This window comes from Methylopila henanensis (assembly GCF_042681025.1).
Lineage (GTDB): Bacteria > Pseudomonadota > Alphaproteobacteria > Rhizobiales > Methylopilaceae > Methylopila > Methylopila henanensis.
Genome location: NZ_JBHUER010000001.1, coordinates 410,524 through 429,972, shown reverse-complemented (window position 1 = coordinate 429,972; position 19,449 = coordinate 410,524). Strand labels below are relative to the sequence as shown.

The 19,449-nt window shown below is 68.6% G+C and carries 20 protein-coding genes; 5 read left to right on the top strand and 15 right to left on the bottom strand.

What is annotated here, in order from left to right:
* The 8 genes from ACFSCV_RS02130 to ACFSCV_RS02095 form a co-directional block, all read right to left on the bottom strand.
* A partial coding sequence (locus ACFSCV_RS02130; protein ID WP_378796743.1) for an ANTAR domain-containing response regulator occupies positions 1-416 on the bottom strand: 416 nt, incomplete at its 3' end.
* 92 nt (positions 417-508) lie between these two features.
* Positions 509-1,783: an O-antigen ligase family protein gene (locus ACFSCV_RS02125; protein ID WP_378796533.1), complete on the bottom strand. Its 1,275-nt coding sequence runs from the start codon at positions 1,781-1,783 to the stop codon at positions 509-511.
* Positions 1,780-3,279: an undecaprenyl-phosphate glucose phosphotransferase gene (locus ACFSCV_RS02120; RefSeq protein ID WP_378796531.1), complete on the bottom strand. Its 1,500-nt coding sequence runs from the start codon at positions 3,277-3,279 to the stop codon at positions 1,780-1,782. Before ACFSCV_RS02120 ends, ACFSCV_RS02125 begins: the two co-directional genes overlap by 4 nt.
* 90 nt (positions 3,280-3,369) lie before the next feature.
* On the bottom strand, positions 3,370-4,605 hold the full coding sequence (locus ACFSCV_RS02115) for a glycosyltransferase family 4 protein (protein ID WP_378796529.1): 1,236 nt from the start codon (positions 4,603-4,605) through the stop codon (positions 3,370-3,372).
* 16 nt (positions 4,606-4,621) lie between these two features.
* Positions 4,622-5,845: a GNAT family N-acetyltransferase gene (locus tag ACFSCV_RS02110; protein ID WP_378796528.1), complete on the bottom strand. Its 1,224-nt coding sequence runs from the start codon at positions 5,843-5,845 to the stop codon at positions 4,622-4,624.
* Positions 5,846-5,897: 52 nt separating this feature from the next.
* Complete coding sequence (locus tag ACFSCV_RS02105; RefSeq protein ID WP_378796526.1) at positions 5,898-7,268, bottom strand: pilus assembly protein TadG-related protein; 1,371 nt, start codon at positions 7,266-7,268, stop codon at positions 5,898-5,900.
* 4 nt (positions 7,269-7,272) lie between these two features.
* Positions 7,273-7,842, bottom strand: coding sequence for a TadE/TadG family type IV pilus assembly protein (locus ACFSCV_RS02100; RefSeq protein ID WP_378796524.1), 570 nt, complete (start codon positions 7,840-7,842; stop codon positions 7,273-7,275).
* The gene (locus ACFSCV_RS02095) at positions 7,842-8,420 is read right to left on the bottom strand and encodes a TadE/TadG family type IV pilus assembly protein (RefSeq protein ID WP_378796522.1); all 579 of its coding nucleotides are present in this window, start codon (positions 8,418-8,420) and stop codon (positions 7,842-7,844) included. The genes ACFSCV_RS02100 and ACFSCV_RS02095 overlap by 1 nt, the downstream gene beginning before the upstream one ends.
* Before the next feature lie 228 nt (positions 8,421-8,648).
* Here ACFSCV_RS02095 and ACFSCV_RS02090 point away from each other — a divergent pair, with 228 nt between their 5' ends.
* Complete coding sequence (locus ACFSCV_RS02090; protein ID WP_378796520.1) at positions 8,649-9,695, top strand: polysaccharide deacetylase family protein; 1,047 nt, start codon at positions 8,649-8,651, stop codon at positions 9,693-9,695.
* 6 nt (positions 9,696-9,701) lie between these two features.
* Here the strand turns inward: ACFSCV_RS02090 and ACFSCV_RS02085 are convergent, their stop codons facing one another.
* A complete protein-coding gene (locus ACFSCV_RS02085) occupies positions 9,702-9,908 on the bottom strand; it encodes a DUF2842 domain-containing protein (RefSeq protein ID WP_271201506.1) in 207 nt (68 codons plus the stop codon).
* A 133-nt stretch (positions 9,909-10,041) separates the two neighbouring features.
* On the opposite strand from ACFSCV_RS02085, the gene ACFSCV_RS02080 reads away from it, so the two are divergent.
* On the top strand, positions 10,042-11,148 hold the full coding sequence (locus ACFSCV_RS02080; protein ID WP_378796518.1) for a COX15/CtaA family protein: 1,107 nt from the start codon (positions 10,042-10,044) through the stop codon (positions 11,146-11,148).
* A gap of 2 nt (positions 11,149-11,150) precedes the next feature.
* On the opposite strand, the gene ACFSCV_RS02075 is transcribed toward ACFSCV_RS02080, so the two are convergent.
* The 4 genes from ACFSCV_RS02075 to ACFSCV_RS02060 all read right to left on the bottom strand — a co-directional run bounded on the left by ACFSCV_RS02075 (position 11,151) and on the right by ACFSCV_RS02060 (position 15,039).
* The gene (locus ACFSCV_RS02075) at positions 11,151-12,449 is read right to left on the bottom strand and encodes an O-acetylhomoserine aminocarboxypropyltransferase (RefSeq protein ID WP_378796516.1); all 1,299 of its coding nucleotides are present in this window, start codon (positions 12,447-12,449) and stop codon (positions 11,151-11,153) included.
* Positions 12,450-12,535: 86 nt separating this feature from the next.
* Positions 12,536-12,982: a CoA-binding protein gene (locus tag ACFSCV_RS02070; protein WP_378796514.1), complete on the bottom strand. Its 447-nt coding sequence runs from the start codon at positions 12,980-12,982 to the stop codon at positions 12,536-12,538.
* Between the two features lie 112 nt (positions 12,983-13,094).
* The gene (locus tag ACFSCV_RS02065; protein WP_378796512.1) at positions 13,095-14,156 is read right to left on the bottom strand and encodes an SDR family oxidoreductase; all 1,062 of its coding nucleotides are present in this window, start codon (positions 14,154-14,156) and stop codon (positions 13,095-13,097) included.
* Between the two features lie 193 nt (positions 14,157-14,349).
* On the bottom strand, positions 14,350-15,039 hold the full coding sequence (locus ACFSCV_RS02060; RefSeq protein WP_378796510.1) for a hypothetical protein: 690 nt from the start codon (positions 15,037-15,039) through the stop codon (positions 14,350-14,352).
* A 147-nt stretch (positions 15,040-15,186) separates the two neighbouring features.
* Here ACFSCV_RS02060 and ACFSCV_RS02055 point away from each other — a divergent pair, with 147 nt between their 5' ends.
* The 3 genes from ACFSCV_RS02055 to rpsI all read left to right on the top strand — a co-directional run bounded on the left by ACFSCV_RS02055 (position 15,187) and on the right by rpsI (position 16,794).
* Positions 15,187-15,639 carry a PaaI family thioesterase gene (locus ACFSCV_RS02055; protein ID WP_378796508.1) on the top strand — a complete coding sequence of 151 codons (453 nt, stop codon included), beginning with the start codon at positions 15,187-15,189 and terminating at the stop codon, positions 15,637-15,639.
* Between the two features lie 193 nt (positions 15,640-15,832).
* Positions 15,833-16,312 carry a 50S ribosomal protein L13 gene (gene rplM, locus ACFSCV_RS02050; protein WP_378796507.1) on the top strand — a complete coding sequence of 160 codons (480 nt, stop codon included), beginning with the start codon at positions 15,833-15,835 and terminating at the stop codon, positions 16,310-16,312.
* 2 nt (positions 16,313-16,314) lie between these two features.
* Entirely contained in the window at positions 16,315-16,794 is a 480-nt protein-coding gene (gene rpsI, locus ACFSCV_RS02045) for a 30S ribosomal protein S9 (protein ID WP_378796505.1), read from the top strand.
* Positions 16,795-16,879: 85 nt separating this feature from the next.
* On the opposite strand, the gene ACFSCV_RS02040 is transcribed toward rpsI, so the two are convergent.
* A complete protein-coding gene (locus ACFSCV_RS02040; RefSeq protein ID WP_378796503.1) occupies positions 16,880-17,824 on the bottom strand; it encodes an SMI1/KNR4 family protein in 945 nt (314 codons plus the stop codon).
* Positions 17,825-17,842: 18 nt separating this feature from the next.
* Positions 17,843-19,384 carry a DUF1963 domain-containing protein gene (locus tag ACFSCV_RS02035; protein ID WP_378796501.1) on the bottom strand — a complete coding sequence of 514 codons (1,542 nt, stop codon included), beginning with the start codon at positions 19,382-19,384 and terminating at the stop codon, positions 17,843-17,845.
* Positions 19,385-19,449: the final 65 nt, after the last annotated feature.

Below are 19,449 nucleotides of genomic sequence, written 5' to 3'. Positions count from 1 at the left end.
TTCTTGGCCTGCTCGAGCTCGGTGCGCAGCCGCGTGAAGGCGTTGAAGCGGCTGATGGTCATGTCGAGGATCGGCTTGACGCGCTCCTTGCGCAGCCCGTCGACGACATAGGCCGAAACGCCGGCGTCTACGGAGGCCTCGATCGAGGCCGAATCGGTCTGGTCGACGAACATTCCGACCGGCCGACGGACCGCGCGGCTCATCTGGAACATCTGCTCCAGCACGTCGCGGCTCGGATTTTCGAGATCGATCAGGATGACGTCGGGATCGATGGCGTAGATGCGCTCCAGCAGGTTGGCGTGATCGCCGATGCGCATGATGTTGACGTGGCCGGCCTCACGAAGACCGTCCTCCAGGATCGCGGCCCGGACCGGGCTGGCGTCGATCAGAACGATCTTGAGCGGGCGATCGGACAGGGGGCGACTCGTTGTCGGCGGGGAGGAGGCGCGCCGGAGCGCGCCGTTCGGGAGCATCGCTTCGTCAATCTGCCGCTTCAACCCTGGGGGCGTCAGCCGACGAGGCGTCGCACAGGCGCCTCGGCCCGGACCATCTTCGCCTGCTCGTGCTTGGCGGTGGCGACGATGAAGCCCCAGCACATGCCGAGCAGAGCCCATTGGTGGCGCCAGTGGTCCACGTCGATGACCCACGCCTCCATCATCAGCACTGTCCAGGTGGAGAAGGCGCAGATGAAGATCGGCCGCCAGGGCGAGGGCGCCAGCACGTAGCGGACCCCGTAGACAAAGGTGAGGATCACCAGCGTCGGCAGCGCCAGTCCGCCGAGCCAGCCGTAAGACATGAACGCGTTGAGATAGGTGTTGTGAACGTCGGCGCCGAAGATCTTGGCGAACTGATAGATGCCGATGCCGAACGGCTTGTCGAAGGCGAGCTGCGCGCCGGCGATGTGGCGCGCGAAGCGGCCGTAGCGGCCGACGTCGTAGTTCTGCTCGAGGCTGGCGCGTTCGGCGAACAGGCTCGACACCGACGGCATGCTGAGCAGCACGGCGATCAGCAGCGCCGCGCCGAGAGCGGCCGCCCCGCAGATCAGCAGGATGCGGGCGCGCCGCGCGGGCGTCGGCGAGGCCAGGATGGTCAGGCCCGTCATCAGGGCCGCGGAGGCGATTAGGTGCCCCCAGGAGCCGCGTGAGAAGCTGAGGAAGATGCCGCTCATGATCAGGCCGAGCGGCACGAGCGTGATGGCGGCGCGCTTGAGGTGGTCGGTGGCGTAGAGCCGCTGGATCAGGATCAGCGCCGGGAAGATCAGGTACGGCGCGAAGACGTTCGGATCCTTGAAGGTCGCCTTGGCGCGCCCGAAGATCAGCAGTTTGTCGGAGCCCGGCGCGAGGTGGAAGTAGCCGACGATCGCGAGCGCGCCGCCGCAGGCGCCGGCGATCACCCAGGCGTTGGCGATCAGGCGCGCCCGGACCTCGGTGCGCTCGGCGAGGAACAACGAATAAAACACGCCCGTCGCGGCCAGGAAGACGCCGACGACGGTCCACTTCATCGTGTTGGCGCGGTCGAGCACCAGCGTCAGCGTGAGCACCGCGCCGAGCTGGTATAGGATCACCAGCAGCAGGAACGGCAGCAGCATGCGCGGCAGCCGCAGCCCGGTAGCGACGAACAGCCCGATCGCGACGATGAACAGCAGGTCGTAGGGCGCGGGCTCGTACATGACGAAGAAGCCCGACACGACCGCGAGCGCGACCAGACCCTCGCGCAGCGTTTCGGCGCGAACGACGAAGCGGCGGCGGGGGGCGGCCTCGCCGTATCCGCCGGCCGCGCTCAATAGGCGTTCTCGCTCTTCGTCAGCGCGAACGGCGTCTTCAGGAGGATCAGGATGTCGAACAGGATCGACCAGTTCTCGATGTAGTAGAGGTCGTGGTCGACGCGCCGCTTCAGCTTGTCGTTGGTGTCGACCTCGCCCCGCCAGCCGTTGATCTGCGCCCAGCCGGTGACGCCGGGCTTGACCTTGTGGCGCGCGAAGTAGCCGTCGACGACGTCGTTCCACAGCGTCTGCGACGTGTGCGCGTTGACGGCGTGCGGCCTTGGGCCGACGAGCGACAGCTCGCCCTTCAGCACGTTGAAGAGCTGCGGCAGCTCGTCGATCGACGACTTGCGGATGATCCGGCCGACGCGCGTCACCCGCGGGTCGCCCTTGGTCACGACGACCTTCGCGTCAGGGTCCGCCATGTCGTGACGCATGGAGCGGAACTTGAAGACGTCGATGACCTCGTTGTTGAAGCCGTAGCGCTTCTGCCGGAAGAACACGGGGCCAGGCGTGTCGAGCTTGATGGCGATCGCGGTCGCGATCATCAGCGGCGACAGGGCCACGAGCGCGACCGTCCCGACGATGAGGTCGAAAGCGCGCTTGACCACGAAGTCCCAGTTCGCAATCGGCTTCTCGGCGAGCTCCACCATCGGGATCGAGCCGACATAGGAATAGGCGCGTGGACGGAAGCGGAGCTTGTCGGTGTGCGCCGAGAGGCGGATGTCGACCGGCAGAACCCACAGCGTCTTCAGGATTTCGCGCACGCGGCCGGCGGCCGAGACCGGGATCGTCACGATCAGCAGGTCGATGCGCGCGAGCCGGCCGAACTCCACGAGCTCCGCGATGGTGCCAAGCTTTGGGTAGCCGGCCACGACCGCCGGCGAGCGGTCGTTGGAGCGATCGTCGAACACCCCGCAGATGTGGACGTCGTTTCCGGGCGTCGACTCAAGCGCGCGGATCAGGTCCGCGGCCGGCTCGCCGCCGCCGACGATCACCGCCTTGCGGCCGATGCGGCCGTCGGCCGTCCAGCGCCGCACCAGCACCGCGAGCACGGCGCGCGACGCGACGAAGCCGCCGGCGCCGAGCACGAACCAGAGTCCGATCCAGCGCCGGTCGACGGCGCCGCCGAAGTCGAGGAAGCTGCCGGCGACCGCGAAGCCCGCGAACACCAGGGTCCACGAGCCCAGCATGCGGCCAAACTGGCTGCCGAAGGCGCGGAAGGCGACCACGTGATAGGCGTCCGCCGCCTGCGCGAAGATCAGCGCGAGCGCCACGGCGGATCCGACCGCGACCATGTAGGTCCAGCCGAACGACTGCTCGCCGTGGAAGGTGATGAGATGGGCGATCAGCGCCGCGGCCACGATGGTCGCGACATCCACAAGACGCACCCCGCCGACGAGCACCACCTGCGAGATCGACGCCTGGCGGAAACGTTCGGCGATCTCGCGGGCCTGATCGTTAAGCCGGGCCTGCCGCGGCGTGTCCCGCTGCTGCGGTTCGCCTGTGTCCGTCATGGGCATGATCGAACCAGTCACGTGTCGTCCCTCGGTCGAGCGGTAGAGACTATGCCGGCGAGGTGACAATAAGTGTTTACGACGGCTTCGCTAAGCCTTCCGCGCCGCCGCCTCGATCGCTTTGCGGTAAACAGTTTCAACGCCCGCTGCCATGGCCTGGCGCGAGAACTCGCCCGAGATGTGGCGCTTCAGCGCGGCCGCGCGCGATCGGGCCGCAGCTTCATCAGCGAGGCGGTCGCCGATGGCGGCGGCGAGCGCCTCGGGAGCGCCGGCCGGAATCAGGGCGTCGGCGTGGGGGCCGAAGATCTCCGGTATGCCGCCGACATCGGTCGCGATGATCGGCAGGCCGGCCGCGATCGCCTCCAGCACCACGTAAGGCAGGGATTCGGCGCGCGACGGCACCACGATCAACCGCCCGAGCGTGAAGGCTTCGCGCGCCGGCGTCGAGGGCCGGAACCGGACGGCGTCGCCAAGCCCGCGCTCGGCGACGATCGCGCGGTAGCGCGTCTCGTCCGGACCGTCGCCGACGATCGTCGCGGTGACGCGCCGATCCCCGGCGTTCAGCGTCGTCAGGGCGTCGAGCAGCACGTCGACGCCCTTCAGGTCGCGCAGCATGCCGAGATAAAGGATGTCGGTCGCGTCTGGGGCGGGATCGACGGGTTCGAACTCGTGCGGGGCGAGGCCGTTGCGGATGACCGCGGCCGGGCAGCGCGGCGCGCCGATCTTGTCGACATAGGCGAGCCGCTCGAACTCGCTGACATGCACCAGCGCGTCGGTCGCGCGCTCCAGCGCGCGCTCCAGCCCGAAATAGAACCGGCCCTCGAGCGAGACGGGATCGTAATGCAGGCTGCCGCCGTGGGGCGCGTAAATCTTGGCGATCGGGCGCGACCGCCCGCTCCATGCGCCGACGAGACGCCCGAAGGCGCCGCCCTTCGCGCCGTGGGTGTGGATGACGTCCGGCGCGATCGGTCCGAGCAGGGCGTGCACGGCGCGCAGAGCGCGGATATCCGACAGAGCGATCTGGCGCGCGATCGGCAGGGTCATCGCCCCGAGCGCGAGATGGGGCTTCACCGCCTCGATGCGCGCGCTCTCGAACGGCGTCAGTGTGAGCGAGTCGCAGACGAAGCCGACCTCGTGGCCCGCCTCCGCCTGGGCGGCGGCAAGGTCGAAGATGTGGCGACCGATCCCGCCGAAAGGGGAACGCACGATGTGCACGATGCGAAGCGGCGCGGATGTCATCGGCGTGACCTTGCCCTTTGGACGAGGCGTCGCGGCCTCCGCGTAGAGGCCGGGCTGCGTGAGCAGGGAGCGGTGCGCGCTCGGCATGGGAGCCGCCTCGTGTTCAGGACGCGTCCGGCGAGGTTTCGACGGTGCGGGCGCGAAGCCGGCGCAGCCGCGTCGCCAGAGCGTAGGCGCGCGGGGAGCTCTTCACCCACGCCTTCAGGGCGCGCTTGCCGCCGATTGCCGCCGCCGCGAGCCGACCAGCCGCGCTGACGCCGAACACGCTGTCGAACAGCGGGTCCACGTCGGGACAGTGCAGTGCCTTGTAGGGCGCGGCCCCCACGCCGAGGTCGAACTCCTGCAGGCCGCGGCCGATGGCGTCCTCGACCATGAAGTTCAGCAGCAGTTCGCCGGGGCTGTAGCGGGCGAGGTCGCAGCTCGTGATCGAGTTGAACATTCCGCACATGCGCCGGCTGTCGGCGATCACGCCGAAAGTCGCCGCGATCTCGCCGCCGACATCGAAGCCGTAGAGGTCGATCGCCTGGCGCGAACCATCGAGCCCGGCCGCGGCGCGGATGAAAGCTTCGACTCCGGGCTCGGCAAACACGTTGTCGATGCCGCGCGCCGCGAGACGCTGGGCCTTTTGCCGGAAATAGGCGTCGAGCACGCGGGCGCGGTCATGCTCGCTGTCGGCGCGGAAGATGCGCACCGGGCCATGCTCTTCGAAGCGGCGCAGCTTGCGTCGCTGGGCCGAGCGCGTCTTGGCCGAGGTGTGGCGCTGGAGGTGCTCCTCGATCGAGGGCGCCAGCCGGCCGCTGTAGGCGAAATCGGGGGAGGGTTGATCGGGCAGGGCGGTCAACGGGTTCGGCTGCCCGCGCCAGCTTCGCGGTTGGTTCGCCAGCGCGAAGACGTCCACTCCGCCCTTCTCGGCGGCGAGCCGCATCAGCCGGCGCGTTTCGGCCGGCGTGAACAGGCCGAGCCGTCCGGCGCGGAACACCGGCATGTTGTAGTTGACGTGGGTGCCGCCGAGAAACGAAGCGACCTGAAGGCCGAACCGGCGCTTCACGCCGAGCGGCAGCAGGGCCGTCGGCCGGGCGTCCGCATCCCGCGCCACAACGATGAGCGGCGCTACGCCTTCGAGCTTGCCGGCGTTCGCCGACCATGCGCCGAGAAAGTCCGGCGTCTGGTACGGCGTCGCAACGCCGCCCCCGAGCAGGGCGCGCCACTCGTCTTCGACAGCCTCGATCGAGCGGTGAACCTCGACCGTGGCGAAGGCGGGCGTCGCTGCGGGCGTTTCCGTCCCGGCGGCGAAGGCCGTCTTGTTGCTGAAGGATCGCGTGGTCATTCCCAGCCCCGTCGACGATGGCCTGCCGGCCCGCAGACTTGCACGACCGTTCTTAACGGCTCACCCGCAGGTTCGAGAGCGAGTCGCCGATGGTCTTGAAGTCCCTGATGAGCTGAGCCTGGCTGGTCGAGTCGAAATAGTAGGACGTGCTTGTCGCACAGCCCTGCAGTAGGGCTTTGGTCGTAGCGTCTGGATTGTCGAATGCGACCGTATAGATAACGATTCCCTGCTCTTTCATTTTTCCGCAAACGCTGGTCAACCGCGCGTTGAGTTCGGTTACGGCGGCGTTGGAGGTGGTCTTGCCGCCGATGTTGCCCTGCGAGAGCCAGCCGTAGGCCGTGTAGGTCGAGCTGTTCATGACGTTCTCACCATCGGTCATGAGCACGACCGCCTTGCTCATCCGCTTCGTGCCGTAGTCGAGGGGCAGACTGTTGAGCAGCATGTCGCCGTCCCAGTATCCCCGCCACCGCGGCGACAGCATCCGCCAGCCCCAGACCGCGCCGAGATTGATGTGCGTATTGCCGTCCGCGGTCAGCGAGTTGATAGCGCTGCTCACCTTGCTCTTGACGTTTGTCATCGGCGTTACGGCCTGAGGGCAAAAGCGGTTCCCGCCGCCGTAGGCTTGATAAAAGTACTGATCTAGCCAACCACCGCCCCCGGTATAGGGATAGTTATAGGCTTTGAAGAGCTTCTTCTTGTCCGTCAGGATCGGCGGGTCGTCGGTCGTATCGAGGCCGTCGCCGCGCGCCATCACGCAGCCCTTCCAGGATGCGGGGTAGCCGGCGGCGGCGTCGGTCCACGCGAGCCGGGTCGAGCCGATGTTGACGGTGTGCGAGAACGGGACGAGGCCGACGTAGAGGTTCTTCGCCACCGTATCGCTGCCGAAGACCTGATCGAGCAGACCGTTGGCGGCAGACTTCAGACTCGGCATGCTGCCGCTGTTGTCCATTGAGCCGGTGTTGTCGAGAACCATCACCAGCTCGAGGCCGGCGGCGGCGCGCGTCACCTCCGACGTCGCCCTCACGGTCACGACGTCGGTTCCGCCGGGCAGCAGCTTCATGAACGCCGTCGGCATCGTGGCCGTGGCGGTGAGGGAGATGACGGTCTTGTCGGCGTTTGGAACCGCGGTGACGTCCGTCACCGTCGCTCCCGCGAAGTTGGTCGCGAAGTTGGCCGCGACGAATTTCTTCGCGTCGGCGTTAAAGTCGGCCGTGCTCATGCGCGCGGCGACCGCAAGCCCGGCCGAATCGAGAGCGTCGACCAGGCGGGCCCGCACGACGACGGAGCGGCCGGTGTCGATGCCGATGCCGATGCAACCGATCAGCACCAGCACCAGAAGGCCGATGATCGGCGCGACGGAGCCGCGGTCGGAGCGCTTGAATCGGCGGATCAGACCGCCGCAGGCGATGCGGGGAGCGCGCATGATGTCAACATGGCTTGGAGGTGAGGGCGCCGAGCCGGGGCCGATAGAGCGCCTTGGAGTAGATGTCGAAACCGCCGTTGAAGAAAATTGCGAACATAGGCGTAAATTTGTAGTATATTTCTGAGTAGATTAGGTTGTCCTTGTTGTCCGCCAGTAGCGTCTTGTCCATCGTCGCCGTGCCGCCCGCTGTTCCGATCTTGCTGGTCCAAGCGCTTCCGGTGGACGAGAAACACTGCCAGACCACCTTTGGGTTGCTGGCGCTGTCGAGCTGGACAGAGCTTAGGATCGTGACGCCCGTGCCGCCGGAGACATAGCCGGGCAGGTTCTGCACGCTGATCCTGAAAATCTGGTCGAGCTGCTTGCTCGACAGCGAGTCGTACTGCGCGGTCACGTCTGAGACGGCGAAGCCGGCCTTCATGACCTTGTTGACCGTCAGCGCATAGCGCGCGACGTCGAGGCCCCCTAGCGTCAGGATCGTCAGCATCGGAGCGGCGAGCGCGAACTCGACGGCGGCGAGGCCTGACTGTGACCCGCGAAGCTGTCGGAGACGATCGAGCATACGGCGGGCAAGCATCAGTAGGGCTCGTTCTTGATGGCGGAGCTGGCCTTCAGCTCGTAGGTCCCGTTCTTGCCCATGATCTGCGCGATCAGCGGCGTGTGCAGCGGCCACGGATAAGTCGCGGTGAACACGACGATTTCGCTGGAGCTTCCTGAGCCGGTGCGGCCCTGGTCGGTGTCGTAGACGCCGTTGCCATTGACGTCGGTGAAGGGCTCGAGCGCGTCGCGCACGCCGTTCTTGTTGAGGTCCGTGAACGGCTCCGGCTGCCCGACGTTCGAGAAATCCTCGTAGGCCTTGCTGGTGACGACGATCTTGCCGGGGTCGAGCAGAGCGCCCGCGGCCTTGCGGATCGCGGCGTTGATGTCCGCCTGCTGCGTCGAGCCCGACGACACGTAGCCCGTCTTGCCCGTGCGGGTGGCGACGAAGACGGCGTCCTCGAGCGCCTGCTGGCCGGCGACCATGATGCCGACTTCGACGATGCCAACCGTAAAAAGCACAAGCGGCGGCGCGATCAGGGCGAACTCGATCGCCGTCGAGCCGCCTTGGTCGGCGCGGAAACGGCGGGCCAGTCGTGCTGCTAGGCGCTTCTTCATGGCGAGCGGTGGTTCCGGACAGGAGCTTCCCGCCATGTATAGACATGAATGTCTGTACGACAGGTGAAGTGGCTTCTCTAAATATTGAGGTACTTTTTTGGCTGGATATTTTCTTTTCGTTCACCAGGCTGACGGGATTTAAGTTAATCGGCGTATGCGCAGATACACATTTTCTTCACCAGTTTCGCCAAGATTTGCGCGTCGGCGGGACGATCGAATCGGGTGGGCATGACTGGGGTTCGCACGACATTCATTCGCGCGACTTTTGCGGCTTTGGATCGCTCGGGCGCGAACCGCGCGCTCCGTTCTCGGGCGCAAGGGCTCGGCGCGGTGCTGACGCTGCACCATGTAAGGCCTTGGTCTGGAAACGGTTTCGCGCCGAACCGATTGCTCGAGATCACTCCGGAGTTTCTGGACCTGACGCTCACGCGCGCCCGCGCGCTTGGGTTTGACTTCGTCTCGCTGGACGAGGCCTGGCGCCGTGTGACGACGGGCGTGTCCTACCGGCCGTTCCTGCACCTCGCCTTCGACGACGGCTATCGCGACGTCCGCGACCATGCGCTGCCGATCCTCGAGCGCCATGGCGCGCCTGCGACGCTTTACGTGACCTCGCGCTTCGCGGGCCATACGGGCGAGATCTGGTGGCTCGCGCTCGAGGAGGCGATCTCCCGGGCGCGGCGCGTCTATGTCGATCTCGGCCGCGGCGACGCCGTGCTCGACACCGGTTCAAACGCGGCCAAGCAGGCGGCGTGGAACGCGATCTACTGGCGACTCCGTTCCGGTCCCTACGACACGCTGCTGAACGAGGTCCGGCGTCTCGGCGACGAACAGAAGGTCGATCCGCTAAGCTTCGCCCGGGAGCTCTGCATGAGCTGGGAGGAGCTCAGGACGGTTTCACGCCATCCGCTGGTCGCCATCGGCGCGCACACCGTGAGCCATCCGATCCTGGCCAAGCTCGACGATGCGAAAGCGCGCGAGGAGATGGCGGAAGGTCGTGACGCGATCCAGCGCGAGCTCGGACTTGAGGCTTCGCATTTCGCCTATCCCGTCGGCGATCGTTCGGCGGCTGGGCCACGCGACTATGCGATCGCGGCCGAACTCGGCTTCACGACCGCCGTCACGACACGGCCCGGGCACCTGACCAAGGCGCACGCGGCGACGGCGACGGCCTTGCCGCGCGTGTCGCTGAACGGGCATTTCCAGACGCCAGCCGCGATCGACGCGTTGCTCTCCGGCACGCCATTCCTCGGGCTCCGCGCGCTGCGCCGCCGATGACCGTTCTCAGCGGCCGGGACGCTCCATCCAGCGGATAAGAAGGCCGGCCGGGATCACCCAGATCAGGCCGAAGAAGGCGAAGAAGGCGAGCTGGGCGGCCGGATGCGCGCCGGCGAGCTTCAACTGGCCGACGAACATCACGATCAGCGCGTAAAGCGACACGCCGATCACCAGCGCCACGGTTCCAATCAACTTTTTGATGCGAGGCGGCATTCGCGGTCGTCCGTGCATGCTGGGGCGCGACGTCGCCTTGCCCGCGCCGCCGTTTCGGACTTAAAGCGCTCCGACGTCGCGTGATCAACAGCTGCGACCGTCTTGACGCAGGACGCCCGAGGAGCCGCCCTACATGCCGGACCAGCCCTTCGCCGATCGTCCGCGCCGTTTCGTCCGCGGCTGGCTCATTCTCACGCTGCTGATGGTCGCGCTGATGGTGGTCGTCGGCGGCGCGACCCGGCTGACAGGCTCCGGCTTATCGATCACCGAATGGCGGCCGGTGACGGGCGCGATCCCGCCGATCGGCGAGGCGGCCTGGGCCGTCGAGTTCGACAAGTACCGTGCGAGCCCCCAGTACAAGCTCCTGAACGAGGGCATGTCGCTCGGAGAGTTCCAGTTCATCTACTGGTGGGAGTGGGGCCATCGCCAGCTCGGCAGGGCGATCGGGCTCGTGTTCGCACTCGGTCTGGCTCTGGCTGCCGTGACGCGGCGCGTCTCGCTGAAGGAGGGCGTGACCCTGTTCGGGATGGGACTGCTGCTCGGGATGCAGGGCGCGGTAGGCTGGATCATGGTGGCGTCCGGCCTGCAGCCGGGGATGACGGCGGTCGCGCCGATCAAGCTGACGCTGCATCTCGGGCTCGCGCTGATCTTCTTCGCCAGCATCGTCCTGTTTCTCGTCCATCTGCGCCAGTTCGGGCGCGACGGCGCCCCGACGCCGGGCCGGCTGCGCGCCGGCGCCTACGCCGTGCTCGGGCTGTCCTTCGTGCAGATCCTGCTGGGCGGCCTGGTCGCCGGATCCCGCGCCGGCTTCACCTTCAACACCTGGCCGTTGATGGACGGCGGCCTCGCGCCGTCGGCTTCGACCTTGTTCGCGGTCGCGCCCTGGTGGGAGAATTTCGTCGACAACGTCGCGCTTGTGCAGCTCAACCACCGGATCGGCGCCTATGTGCTGCTCGCCGCGACGATCGCCTATGCGGTCGCCGTGGCGCGCGCCGGCCTATGCCGAAGAGTGCGGTCGCGCGCGGTCGCGCTGGCGCATCTCATGATCGTGCAGGCGGCGCTCGGCGTGGCGGCCCTGGTGCTTGTCGTGCCGCTCTGGGCCGGTCTCGCGCACCAGTTCGGCGCCGTCGTCGTGCTCGGGCTTGCGGTCATGAACGCCGGGCTTCTGCACGAACGCGCGGCGCGGGAGCGCGCCGGGATCGCGTCCGACCTACCTGGCGCAGTCCGGGCGACAGCCTGATCTCAGGCCACCGCGAGCGCCTGCGCGAGGTCGGCGACGATGTCGTCGGCGTCCTCGATTCCGACCGAAAGGCGCACGACGTCCGGGCCGGCTCCGGCCGCGATCTTCTGATCGTCGCTGAGCTGACGGTGCGTCGTAGAGGCCGGATGGATGATCAGCGAGCGCGTGTCGCCGACATTGGCGAGGTGGGACAGCAGCCTCACGTTCGACACCAGGGCGACGCCCGCCTCGTGGCCGCTCTTGAGGCCGAAGGTGAGCACCGCCCCGGCGCCCCGCGGCGCGTATTTCTGCGCGAGCGCGTGGTGGGGGTGGGAGGCGAGCCCGGCGTAGCTCACCCAGGCGACCTTGTCGTGACCCTCTAGAAAGGTCGCGACCTTGAGGGCGTTGTCGCTGTGGGCGCGCATCCGGAGCGGCAGGGTTTCGATTCCCGTCAGCAGCAGGAAGGCGTTGAACGGCGCAAGCGCCGGGCCGAGATCGCGCAGCGACAGGACGCGGGCGGCGATCGCGAAGGCGAAGTTGCCGAAGCTCCGGCCGAGCGTCAGCCCGCCATATTCCGGGCGCGGCTCGCTGAGGAACGGGTAGCGCCCGGAGCCGAGCCAGTCGAACGAGCCGCCGTCCACGATCAGGCCGCCGATCGAATTGCCATGGCCGCCCAGGAACTTGGTGGCGGAGTGCACCACGATGTCGGCGCCGTGCTCGAACGGCCGGACGAGGTACGGCGTCGCGAGCGTGTTGTCGACGATCAGCGGAACGCCGGCGTCCCGGGCGACCCGGGAAATCGCCTCGAGGTCGGTGATCGAGCCGCCGGGATTGGCGATCGATTCCACGAAGATCGCCTTCGTCCGTGGGGTCACGGCGCGCGCGAAGGCCTCCGGATCCTCGTCGTCGGCCCAGACCACGTTCCAGCCGAAGCTCTTGAAAGCATGGCCGAATTGGTTGATCGAGCCGCCATAGAGCCGGCGCGCCGCGATGAACTCGTCGCCGGGGGTGAGCAGGGTGTGGAACACGAGCAGCTGCGCCGCGTGGCCGGAGGCGACCGCGAGCGCGGCCGTGCCGCCTTCGAGCGCGGCGATCCGCTCCTCCAGCACCGCGTTGGTGGGGTTGGTGATGCGGCTGTAGATGTTGCCGAACGCCTGCAGGCCGAACAGCGCCCCGGCGTGGTCGACGTCGTCGAACACGAAGGAGGTGGTCTGGTAGATCGGGGTGGCGCGGGCGCCGGTGGCCGGATCGGGCTGCGCCCCGGCGTGCACCGCGAGCGTCGCGAAGCCGGGGCCGTTCGCTCCCGAAACGTCGTCCGACATGAAATTCCCCTGCAATATTGCTGCAACTCCGCGTCAATTTCAGCGACGCGGAGGTTAATCCATCATTCTGATAGAATGTCCGCCCGTCAACCGGGCTCCGGCGTCCGGCGCGGCAGGCCGAGCTCCGCGATCTCGATCTTGGGGCAGCGGTCCATCACAACCGCCAGGCCGGCGGCTTCGGCGCGCTCCGCGGAGGCGTCGTCCCGGACGCCGAGCTGGGTCCAGAACACGCTGGGCCGGTCGGGAAGCGCGAGCGTCTCCTCCAGCACCGCCGGCACGTGCTCGGAGGCGCGAAACACGTCGACCATGTCGATCGGTCCGGGAATGTCGGCGAGCGTGGCGTAGACGGGGAGGCCGGCGATCCGGCCGCCGGCGTGGCCGGGATTGACCGGGAACACCGTGTAGCCCCACGCGTGAAGGAAGGCGGTCACGATGTGGCTGTCGCGGGCGGGATTGGGGCTCGCCCCGACCACCGCGATGGTGCGGACGGAGCTGAGGATCTGGCGAATGGCGTCGGGCGAGGTCTGGGTCATGCCCAAGACTTAAGGCGTCGGCGCGCGCCGCGCAGCCCCCTGTCCGCTGGACGGCGCCGACGCATTCAGGCCGCGCGACGCGCCGTGACGGCGGGCCGTGCTCCTGACTCCGTTACGGAATGAGCCGGTCGCCGCGCAGCCGCTCGAACAGCGCGTAGAACGCGTCGTCGGTCGGCTGATAGAGCGAGAAGCCCATGCGTCGGCTCTTCGACATGTCGGTGACGACCTCGATGGGGCGGCCGAGGTCGGCGTCGGTGTGCCAAGGCGAGACCAGCCGGCCGAGGTCGGGCTCCGCGAGGCCGCGCAGCGCGGCGATGTCCCGCCAGACGGCCGCGTCGTCCGCCATCTGTTCCTCCAGCGGCCGCACCACGCCGTCGAACGGCGCGGCTTCGAGCTCGAACCACGCCGCGATGCGCTCCCACATCCAGCTCCAGCGGAAGACGTCGCCGTTCACGACGTTGAAGTCCTGGTTCGCGGCGGCGGGCGTCTCGGTCGCCCACAGCATGTGGCGGGCGAGCAGGCGCGCGTCGGTCATGTCGGTGAGGCTGCGCCATTGCGTCTCGCTTCCGGGAAACCGGAACGGCCGCCCCGTCGCCTTGCAGATCGAAGCGTAGACCGCGAGCGTCGTGCCCATGTTCATGGCGTTTCCGACCGCCTTGCCGATGATCGTGTGCGGGCGGTGGACGCTCCAGGCGAAGCCGTCGCGGGCGGCGGCGGCGAAGACCTCGTCCTCCTGCGCGTAATAGAAGTTCTCGACGTCGAGCCGCCCCTGCTCCTCGCGGAACGGGGTCTGCGGGAGCGTCCCTTTGCCGTAGTTTTCGAACGGTCCGAGGTAGTGCTTCAGGCCCGTGACCAGCGCCACGTGGCGCACCGACCCCGACGGACGCAGAGCGTCGAGCAGGTTGCGCACCATCGCGGCGTTGACGCGGATGTTCTTCGCCTCGGTCTCCTGGCGGAGCCAGGTGGCGATGAAGACATGGGTGGGAGCGGCGCCGGCCAGCGCCTCACGCAGCGACGACGGGTCGAGAAGGTCGCCCGCCAGAGCGGTGACGCCCGGTTGCGTGGCGGGGCGTCGGGCGAGGCCCAGCACCGGCCAACCCGCCTCGGACAGGACCTCGGCCGTCGCGGCGCCGACGACGCCGCTCGCGCCGACCACCAGGGCAGTGTTCGTCATGATCGCTCCTCTTCAGGACGAGCGATCTAGGCTTCCGGGACAGGCGGTTCCAGGGCGAGGCCGCACGAGAGCCGGCGCGCGGAAGCAAAGCCGGCTTGCGCCGATGCCCGCCGCTCTCGCCGCCGTCGGCGGCGCCCACGCGCGCTCTTGCGGGATCCGCAAAGTCACATCGAAAGGCGTCGCGGCCGGTCGCTCAGTTCTGGTCTTCGCCGAACAGCGCCTTGATCTTGTCGACGTAGGGCTTCACCACGTCGACGTTGCCCGGCAGCGGCTGGAAGCTCTCGAGCGCCGCGAACTGCTCGTCGAGGTCCTTCAGCGCCGCCTGCTTCTCCTCGTCGGACAGCGCGCCGTCGTTCTCGATCTCGGTCTGCACCTTGCGCTTCTCGGAGGCGAGGTCGGTCTCGCCGCCTTCCGGATCGCTCGCGCCGAAGGCGAGCAGCACGGACTGCGCGGTGTCGGCCCAGTCGGAATAGGTCGCGAAATTGTGCTTCTTCAGCACTGCGTCGATCTCGGCCTTGGCCTCAGGCTTGTCGAGATAGACGGCGAGGGCGCCGACCGGGTCCTCGGCTTCGCCGACCTCGGCCTCGTCGCTCTCCGGCGCGTCCTTCGGGTTGCTCTCCTGCGCCTTGGCGCCCGGCGTCTCCGCCGTCAGCTTCTCCCGCAGCGTCTCGAACTCCGGCCAGGCCGCGAGGAAGGCCTCCACCAGCGCCGGCGTCAGCTTGATCTGCTTCGCCTCGATCTCGGCGGGATTCGCCTCGCTGTCCGGCGCGGGCGCGGCCTGGTCCTGCGCGACGGCGGAGGTGGCCAACGCCGCCGGCGCGGCGACCGCGAGCAGAGCGACGGCGAGGGCGCTCAGGGCGCGGCGCGAGGGAGCTGAAAGCATGTAGTCCTCCAGAAGACGACGTTCGCCTCCTTGGTCTTGCGCATGGACCCCGCTAGGGCTGTGTCGCCCGGACGGAGGTCGCCCGCGCCCGACATGCGGGCAGGCACCTTCGATTCGGGACTATGACCGCACAATCGGGACGCTGCCATGACGGAAATGCCACGCAGGCCTCACGATCTCACTCCGCGCATGACGCTCGACGACGTGACGGCGTTCCTGGCGGCGGAGTTCCCTCAAATTCCGGAGGATGGCGGCTTCGTGTTCGAAGCCGTCGGCTACGGCTCCTGCCGGGCGCGCCTGCTGGTGGACGAGCGGCGGCTGCGTCCCGGCGGCACGGTCTCGGGCCCGTCCATGATGGCGCTCGCCGACGTCGGTCTCTACGTCGCGCTGCTCGGCGCCATCGGCCCCGTGAAGCTCGCCGTCACGACGAACCTGTCCATCAATTTCCTCCGCCGGCCGGAGCCGCACGACATGATCGCCGAATGCCGATTCCTGAAGATCGGGCGCACGCTGGCGGTGGGCGAGGCCGAGCTGTTCTCGCGCGACGCGGAGCCTGTGGCGCATGTGGTCGCCACCTATTCCATCCCGCCGAAAGAGTAGGGACGGAAGCTGGGCTTTGCGGATTCCAGACGCTTACGACAGGGGTTTCATAGTACCTTTTTTATATCCCATTGATTTTGCTATATTTTATAATGCGCCGACGTGTTGCTTTTCCCCGCCGGCTTGAGTATCAACCAGTCCGTCGCGCGGAGCCCGTCTCCGCGCGCTGTCGTTTTCAATCGAGGCAGACCCCATGCGCCCCCAACTGGCCCGCTCCTATGTGGCCAAGCCGGCCGAGGTCGAGAAGAAGTGGGTCGTGATCGACGCCAAGGGCCTGGTCGTCGGCCGGCTTGCGTCTCTGATCGCGCTCCGTCTTCGCGGCAAGCACAAGCCGACCTTCACCCCCCATGTCGATGACGGCGACAACGTCATCGTCATCAACGCTTCCGAAGTGGCCTTCACCGGCAAGAAGCGTCAGGACAAGACCTACTACTGGCACACCGGCTATCCCGGCGGCATCAAGGAGCGCAAGGCGCACCAGATCCTCGACGGCCGGTTCCCGGAGCGCGTCGTCGAGAAGGCGGTGGAGCGCATGCTTCCGCGCGGGCCCCTCGGCCGCAAGCAGCTCGGCAACCTCCGCGTCTACGCCGGCGAGAGCCACCCGCACGAAGCCCAGCAGCCGACGGCGCTCGACGTCGCGGCCCTGAACCGCAAGAACAGCCGGAGCGCCTGATCATGGCCGAGAACATCCAGTCGCTCAGCGACCTCGGCGGCGCGATCAACGCCGTCGCCCCGGACGCTCCGAAGCACGAGAAGAAGGTCGACCAGTACGGTCGCGCCTACGCCACCGGCAAGCGCAAGGACGCGGTCGCCCGCGTGTGGATCCGTCCCGGCTCCGGCCGCATCGAGATCAACAAGCGCGCGCTCGAGGTCTACTTCGCCCGTCCGGTGCTGCGCATGATCCTGCAGCAGCCGCTCGACGTCGCGAACCGCAAGGGCCAGTACGACGTGACCGTCACGGTCGCCGGCGGCGGGCTCTCGGGCCAGGCCGGCGCGGTGCGCCACGGCCTCTCGAAGGCGCTGACGCATTTCGAGCCGGAGCTGCGCGGCGTCCTCAAGAAGGGCGGCTTTCTCACCCGCGACAGCCGCGTGGTCGAGCGCAAGAAGTACGGCCGCGCCAAGGCGCGTCGGAGCTTCCAGTTCTCCAAGCGCTGATCGCCGGACCGTTTCAGGTTCTGCGTACGGACAAGGCGGGCTCAGGCCCGCCTTTTTCGTGTCCGGTTCGGCCGCTGGCCGAGCCTCAGTCCTTCACTCCGACCCACTCCCGCCAGGCGCGTCCGTTGGCGCCGGCCGCGTCGATCGTGGTCGCGGAGACCGCGGCGAGCTGGTGCGCGGCGACCGTCTCGCGGTCGGCGTAGCGCGCCTGGAACTCCGCTTCGTCGGCGGCGCTCGCACGCTCGTCCTGGAACAGCGGCAGCAGGTAGATCTCGAAGCCGGGGAAACCCAGCCGCGCCTGATGGCTCAGGTGCTCCGCGAGCGGCTGGCCGAGCAGCCAGCCCGGCTCGTCGGAGCCGTCGTGAAACGCCAGCAGGAGCCGCTCGCGCGGGTCCTGCATGTCGATGGTCACCATGTCGCCGCCGCCATTGGTCGCGATCGGAAAGCCGCGCTCCCAGAACCGGGCGTAGACCTCGTAATGCGCGCGGCCGCCGGGATCGGTCTGCGCCCGCGCGGTCTCCAGGAAGCTCGCCCGCCACGTCTCGCGTTCCCGCCAGAGGCCCGGCAGCGCGTCGAGGCGAAGCCTGATCCCGCCGGAATTGAGCAGCGGAGAGCCCTTGTCGTCCGAGAACGGCGGCGGCGGAACGAGCCGGTAGCGCACCTCGACGGCGCCGTAAGCCGTTTCTTCTCTCCGTCCCGGCAGCAGCCACGACACGTCGAGCGCGGAGGAGCACGTGAGGAAGAACGCGCGGAGCGTCGCCGGCAGCCGCCGGCCGATCAGGCCTTCCACACGCGCGATCTCGGTTTCGCTCGCCGGCGGCGCGACGTCGAAGCGTATGGGGGAGGGCGCGTCCCACGAGCTGGTGAAGCCGCGCGCCAGGCCGGCGTCCTCGAAGGCGCGGATGTCGCGTATCAACGCCTTGCAGGCGTCGTCGCGCTTCGGCTGCGCGGGGAAGGCGATCACGCCCATGGCTGCGGCCGCAGCCGCGACGCCGAGGCCGAGAAGGGTTCGTCGTCGGTCGATGCGCATGCGTCCCGTCTCACGTCGTCACGTCGATTCGACGTACATGACGGTCCGGGAAAAGTCGCCGCGGGCCGTGTCGGCGGCATGCGCCATGAACACGACGCTGCCATGGTCCCAGAATTCGAAGCCCGCGCCGCCGCCGGAGCGGAGCGCGAGCAGCACGAACCAACCGTCGGGAGCGGCCGCGAGGTCCTCCCAGCCGGCCTTGCGGGCGCGGCTGGCGGCGACGCCCGCGGGGGATGCGTCGCCCTGCGCCTCGGACCCCAGCAGGCCGAACATCTGGTGCTGCGGGCCGTCGCCGACCGCCATCCCGTCCCGGACGGCGCTCCACAGCGGGAACGGATTTGCGACGCCGGCCGCGGCGTACCGGTCGTCGGCGAGCGGCAGGGCGAGCGTGGGCTCGATCCGCAAGGCGCGGGGCCGGACGCCGATCTCGTGCTCCGAGGCGAGCGCGACCACCGGCGCTCCCCCGCGCGAGAACGAGATCCGGCCGTCCGCGTCGGTCGCGCCCTCGAGCCCGTCCAGCGCGGGGACCGTGAGCGTGAAGCGGCCCTCGTCCGAACTCCAGGCGATCATCCGCGCCGCGGTCTCGGCCGTCGCGGCCGCGTCGTCGGGCAGAGGCCGGTGGGTGAGCGCGGCGCCGGCCGGGGCGTGGAGCACGAGGCCTTCCGAGAGATCGACGCCGGAGAAGAACGACAGCAGGCCGCTGTCCGGCAGAGCGCCGGGGCGGGGCGAGGGCAGGGCGGCGAGGTCGGTCTGCGCGAGGAAGTTGAGGTGGAGGCCGCTCGCGTCGCGCGGCCATGGCGCCTCGTCCGGAAGGTCCGGCCCGCCGCCCACGCGCGTCCGCCCCAGCGCGGGCTCGCCATGGTCCGCCGTCTCGACGAGCAGCAGCCCAGGTGCCGCAAGTGGGCGGAGCCGCGTCCTGAGCCGCGCGAAGCCGCCGGCCTTGAGCGCGTCCCGAAAGCGCGTCTCGGCGTCTGCGACCGGCCCCGTGACGCCCGCCTCGTCGGCGGCCGCGGTCCGCGCCGCCGCCGCCGTCGCGGCGTCTTCCATCCGTTCCCTGGCGAAGGCGAGCAGCGCGTCGGCCTCCGCGGCGCCGGCGTCGCGGGCGGCCTCGGCCTCGGCGCCGGCGGCGAGGAACGTCACTGAATCCAGCATTTGGAAGAACGCCGCCGAAACCTCCGGATGATCCGCCTTGGCGCACATGGCGGTGGCGTGCAGGCGACCGCCGCCGTCGAGCCCCTCGAGCATCACCCGCAACCGCCGCCACGGCACGGTCTTGCCGGTGTCCCAGTCCTTCAGCTTGTCCTGGCAGTCGACGAACTCGCCCGTCAGCCCGGCCACCGAGACGGGGCGCCGCTCCACCACCTTTCCGAGGTCCTTCGTAATGGCGGTCAGCGCCGCCGCGACGCGGCGCCGGTCGGTCGCGTCGGTCCAGACGCTCATCTGCGGGGAGGTCGCCGTCTCGACCGCCGCGCGGGCGCCGATCGACGTGCCGACCACGCGGACCGTGGGGAAGAGATCGGAGAACTCCACCGAGAACTCCGGGCATGTGGCTTTCGGCACGGCGGCCCCCTTAGGTCGTCCAGGCGCGGGCGGAGCTAGGGCGGGCCTCGCGGGGCGCAAGGCGC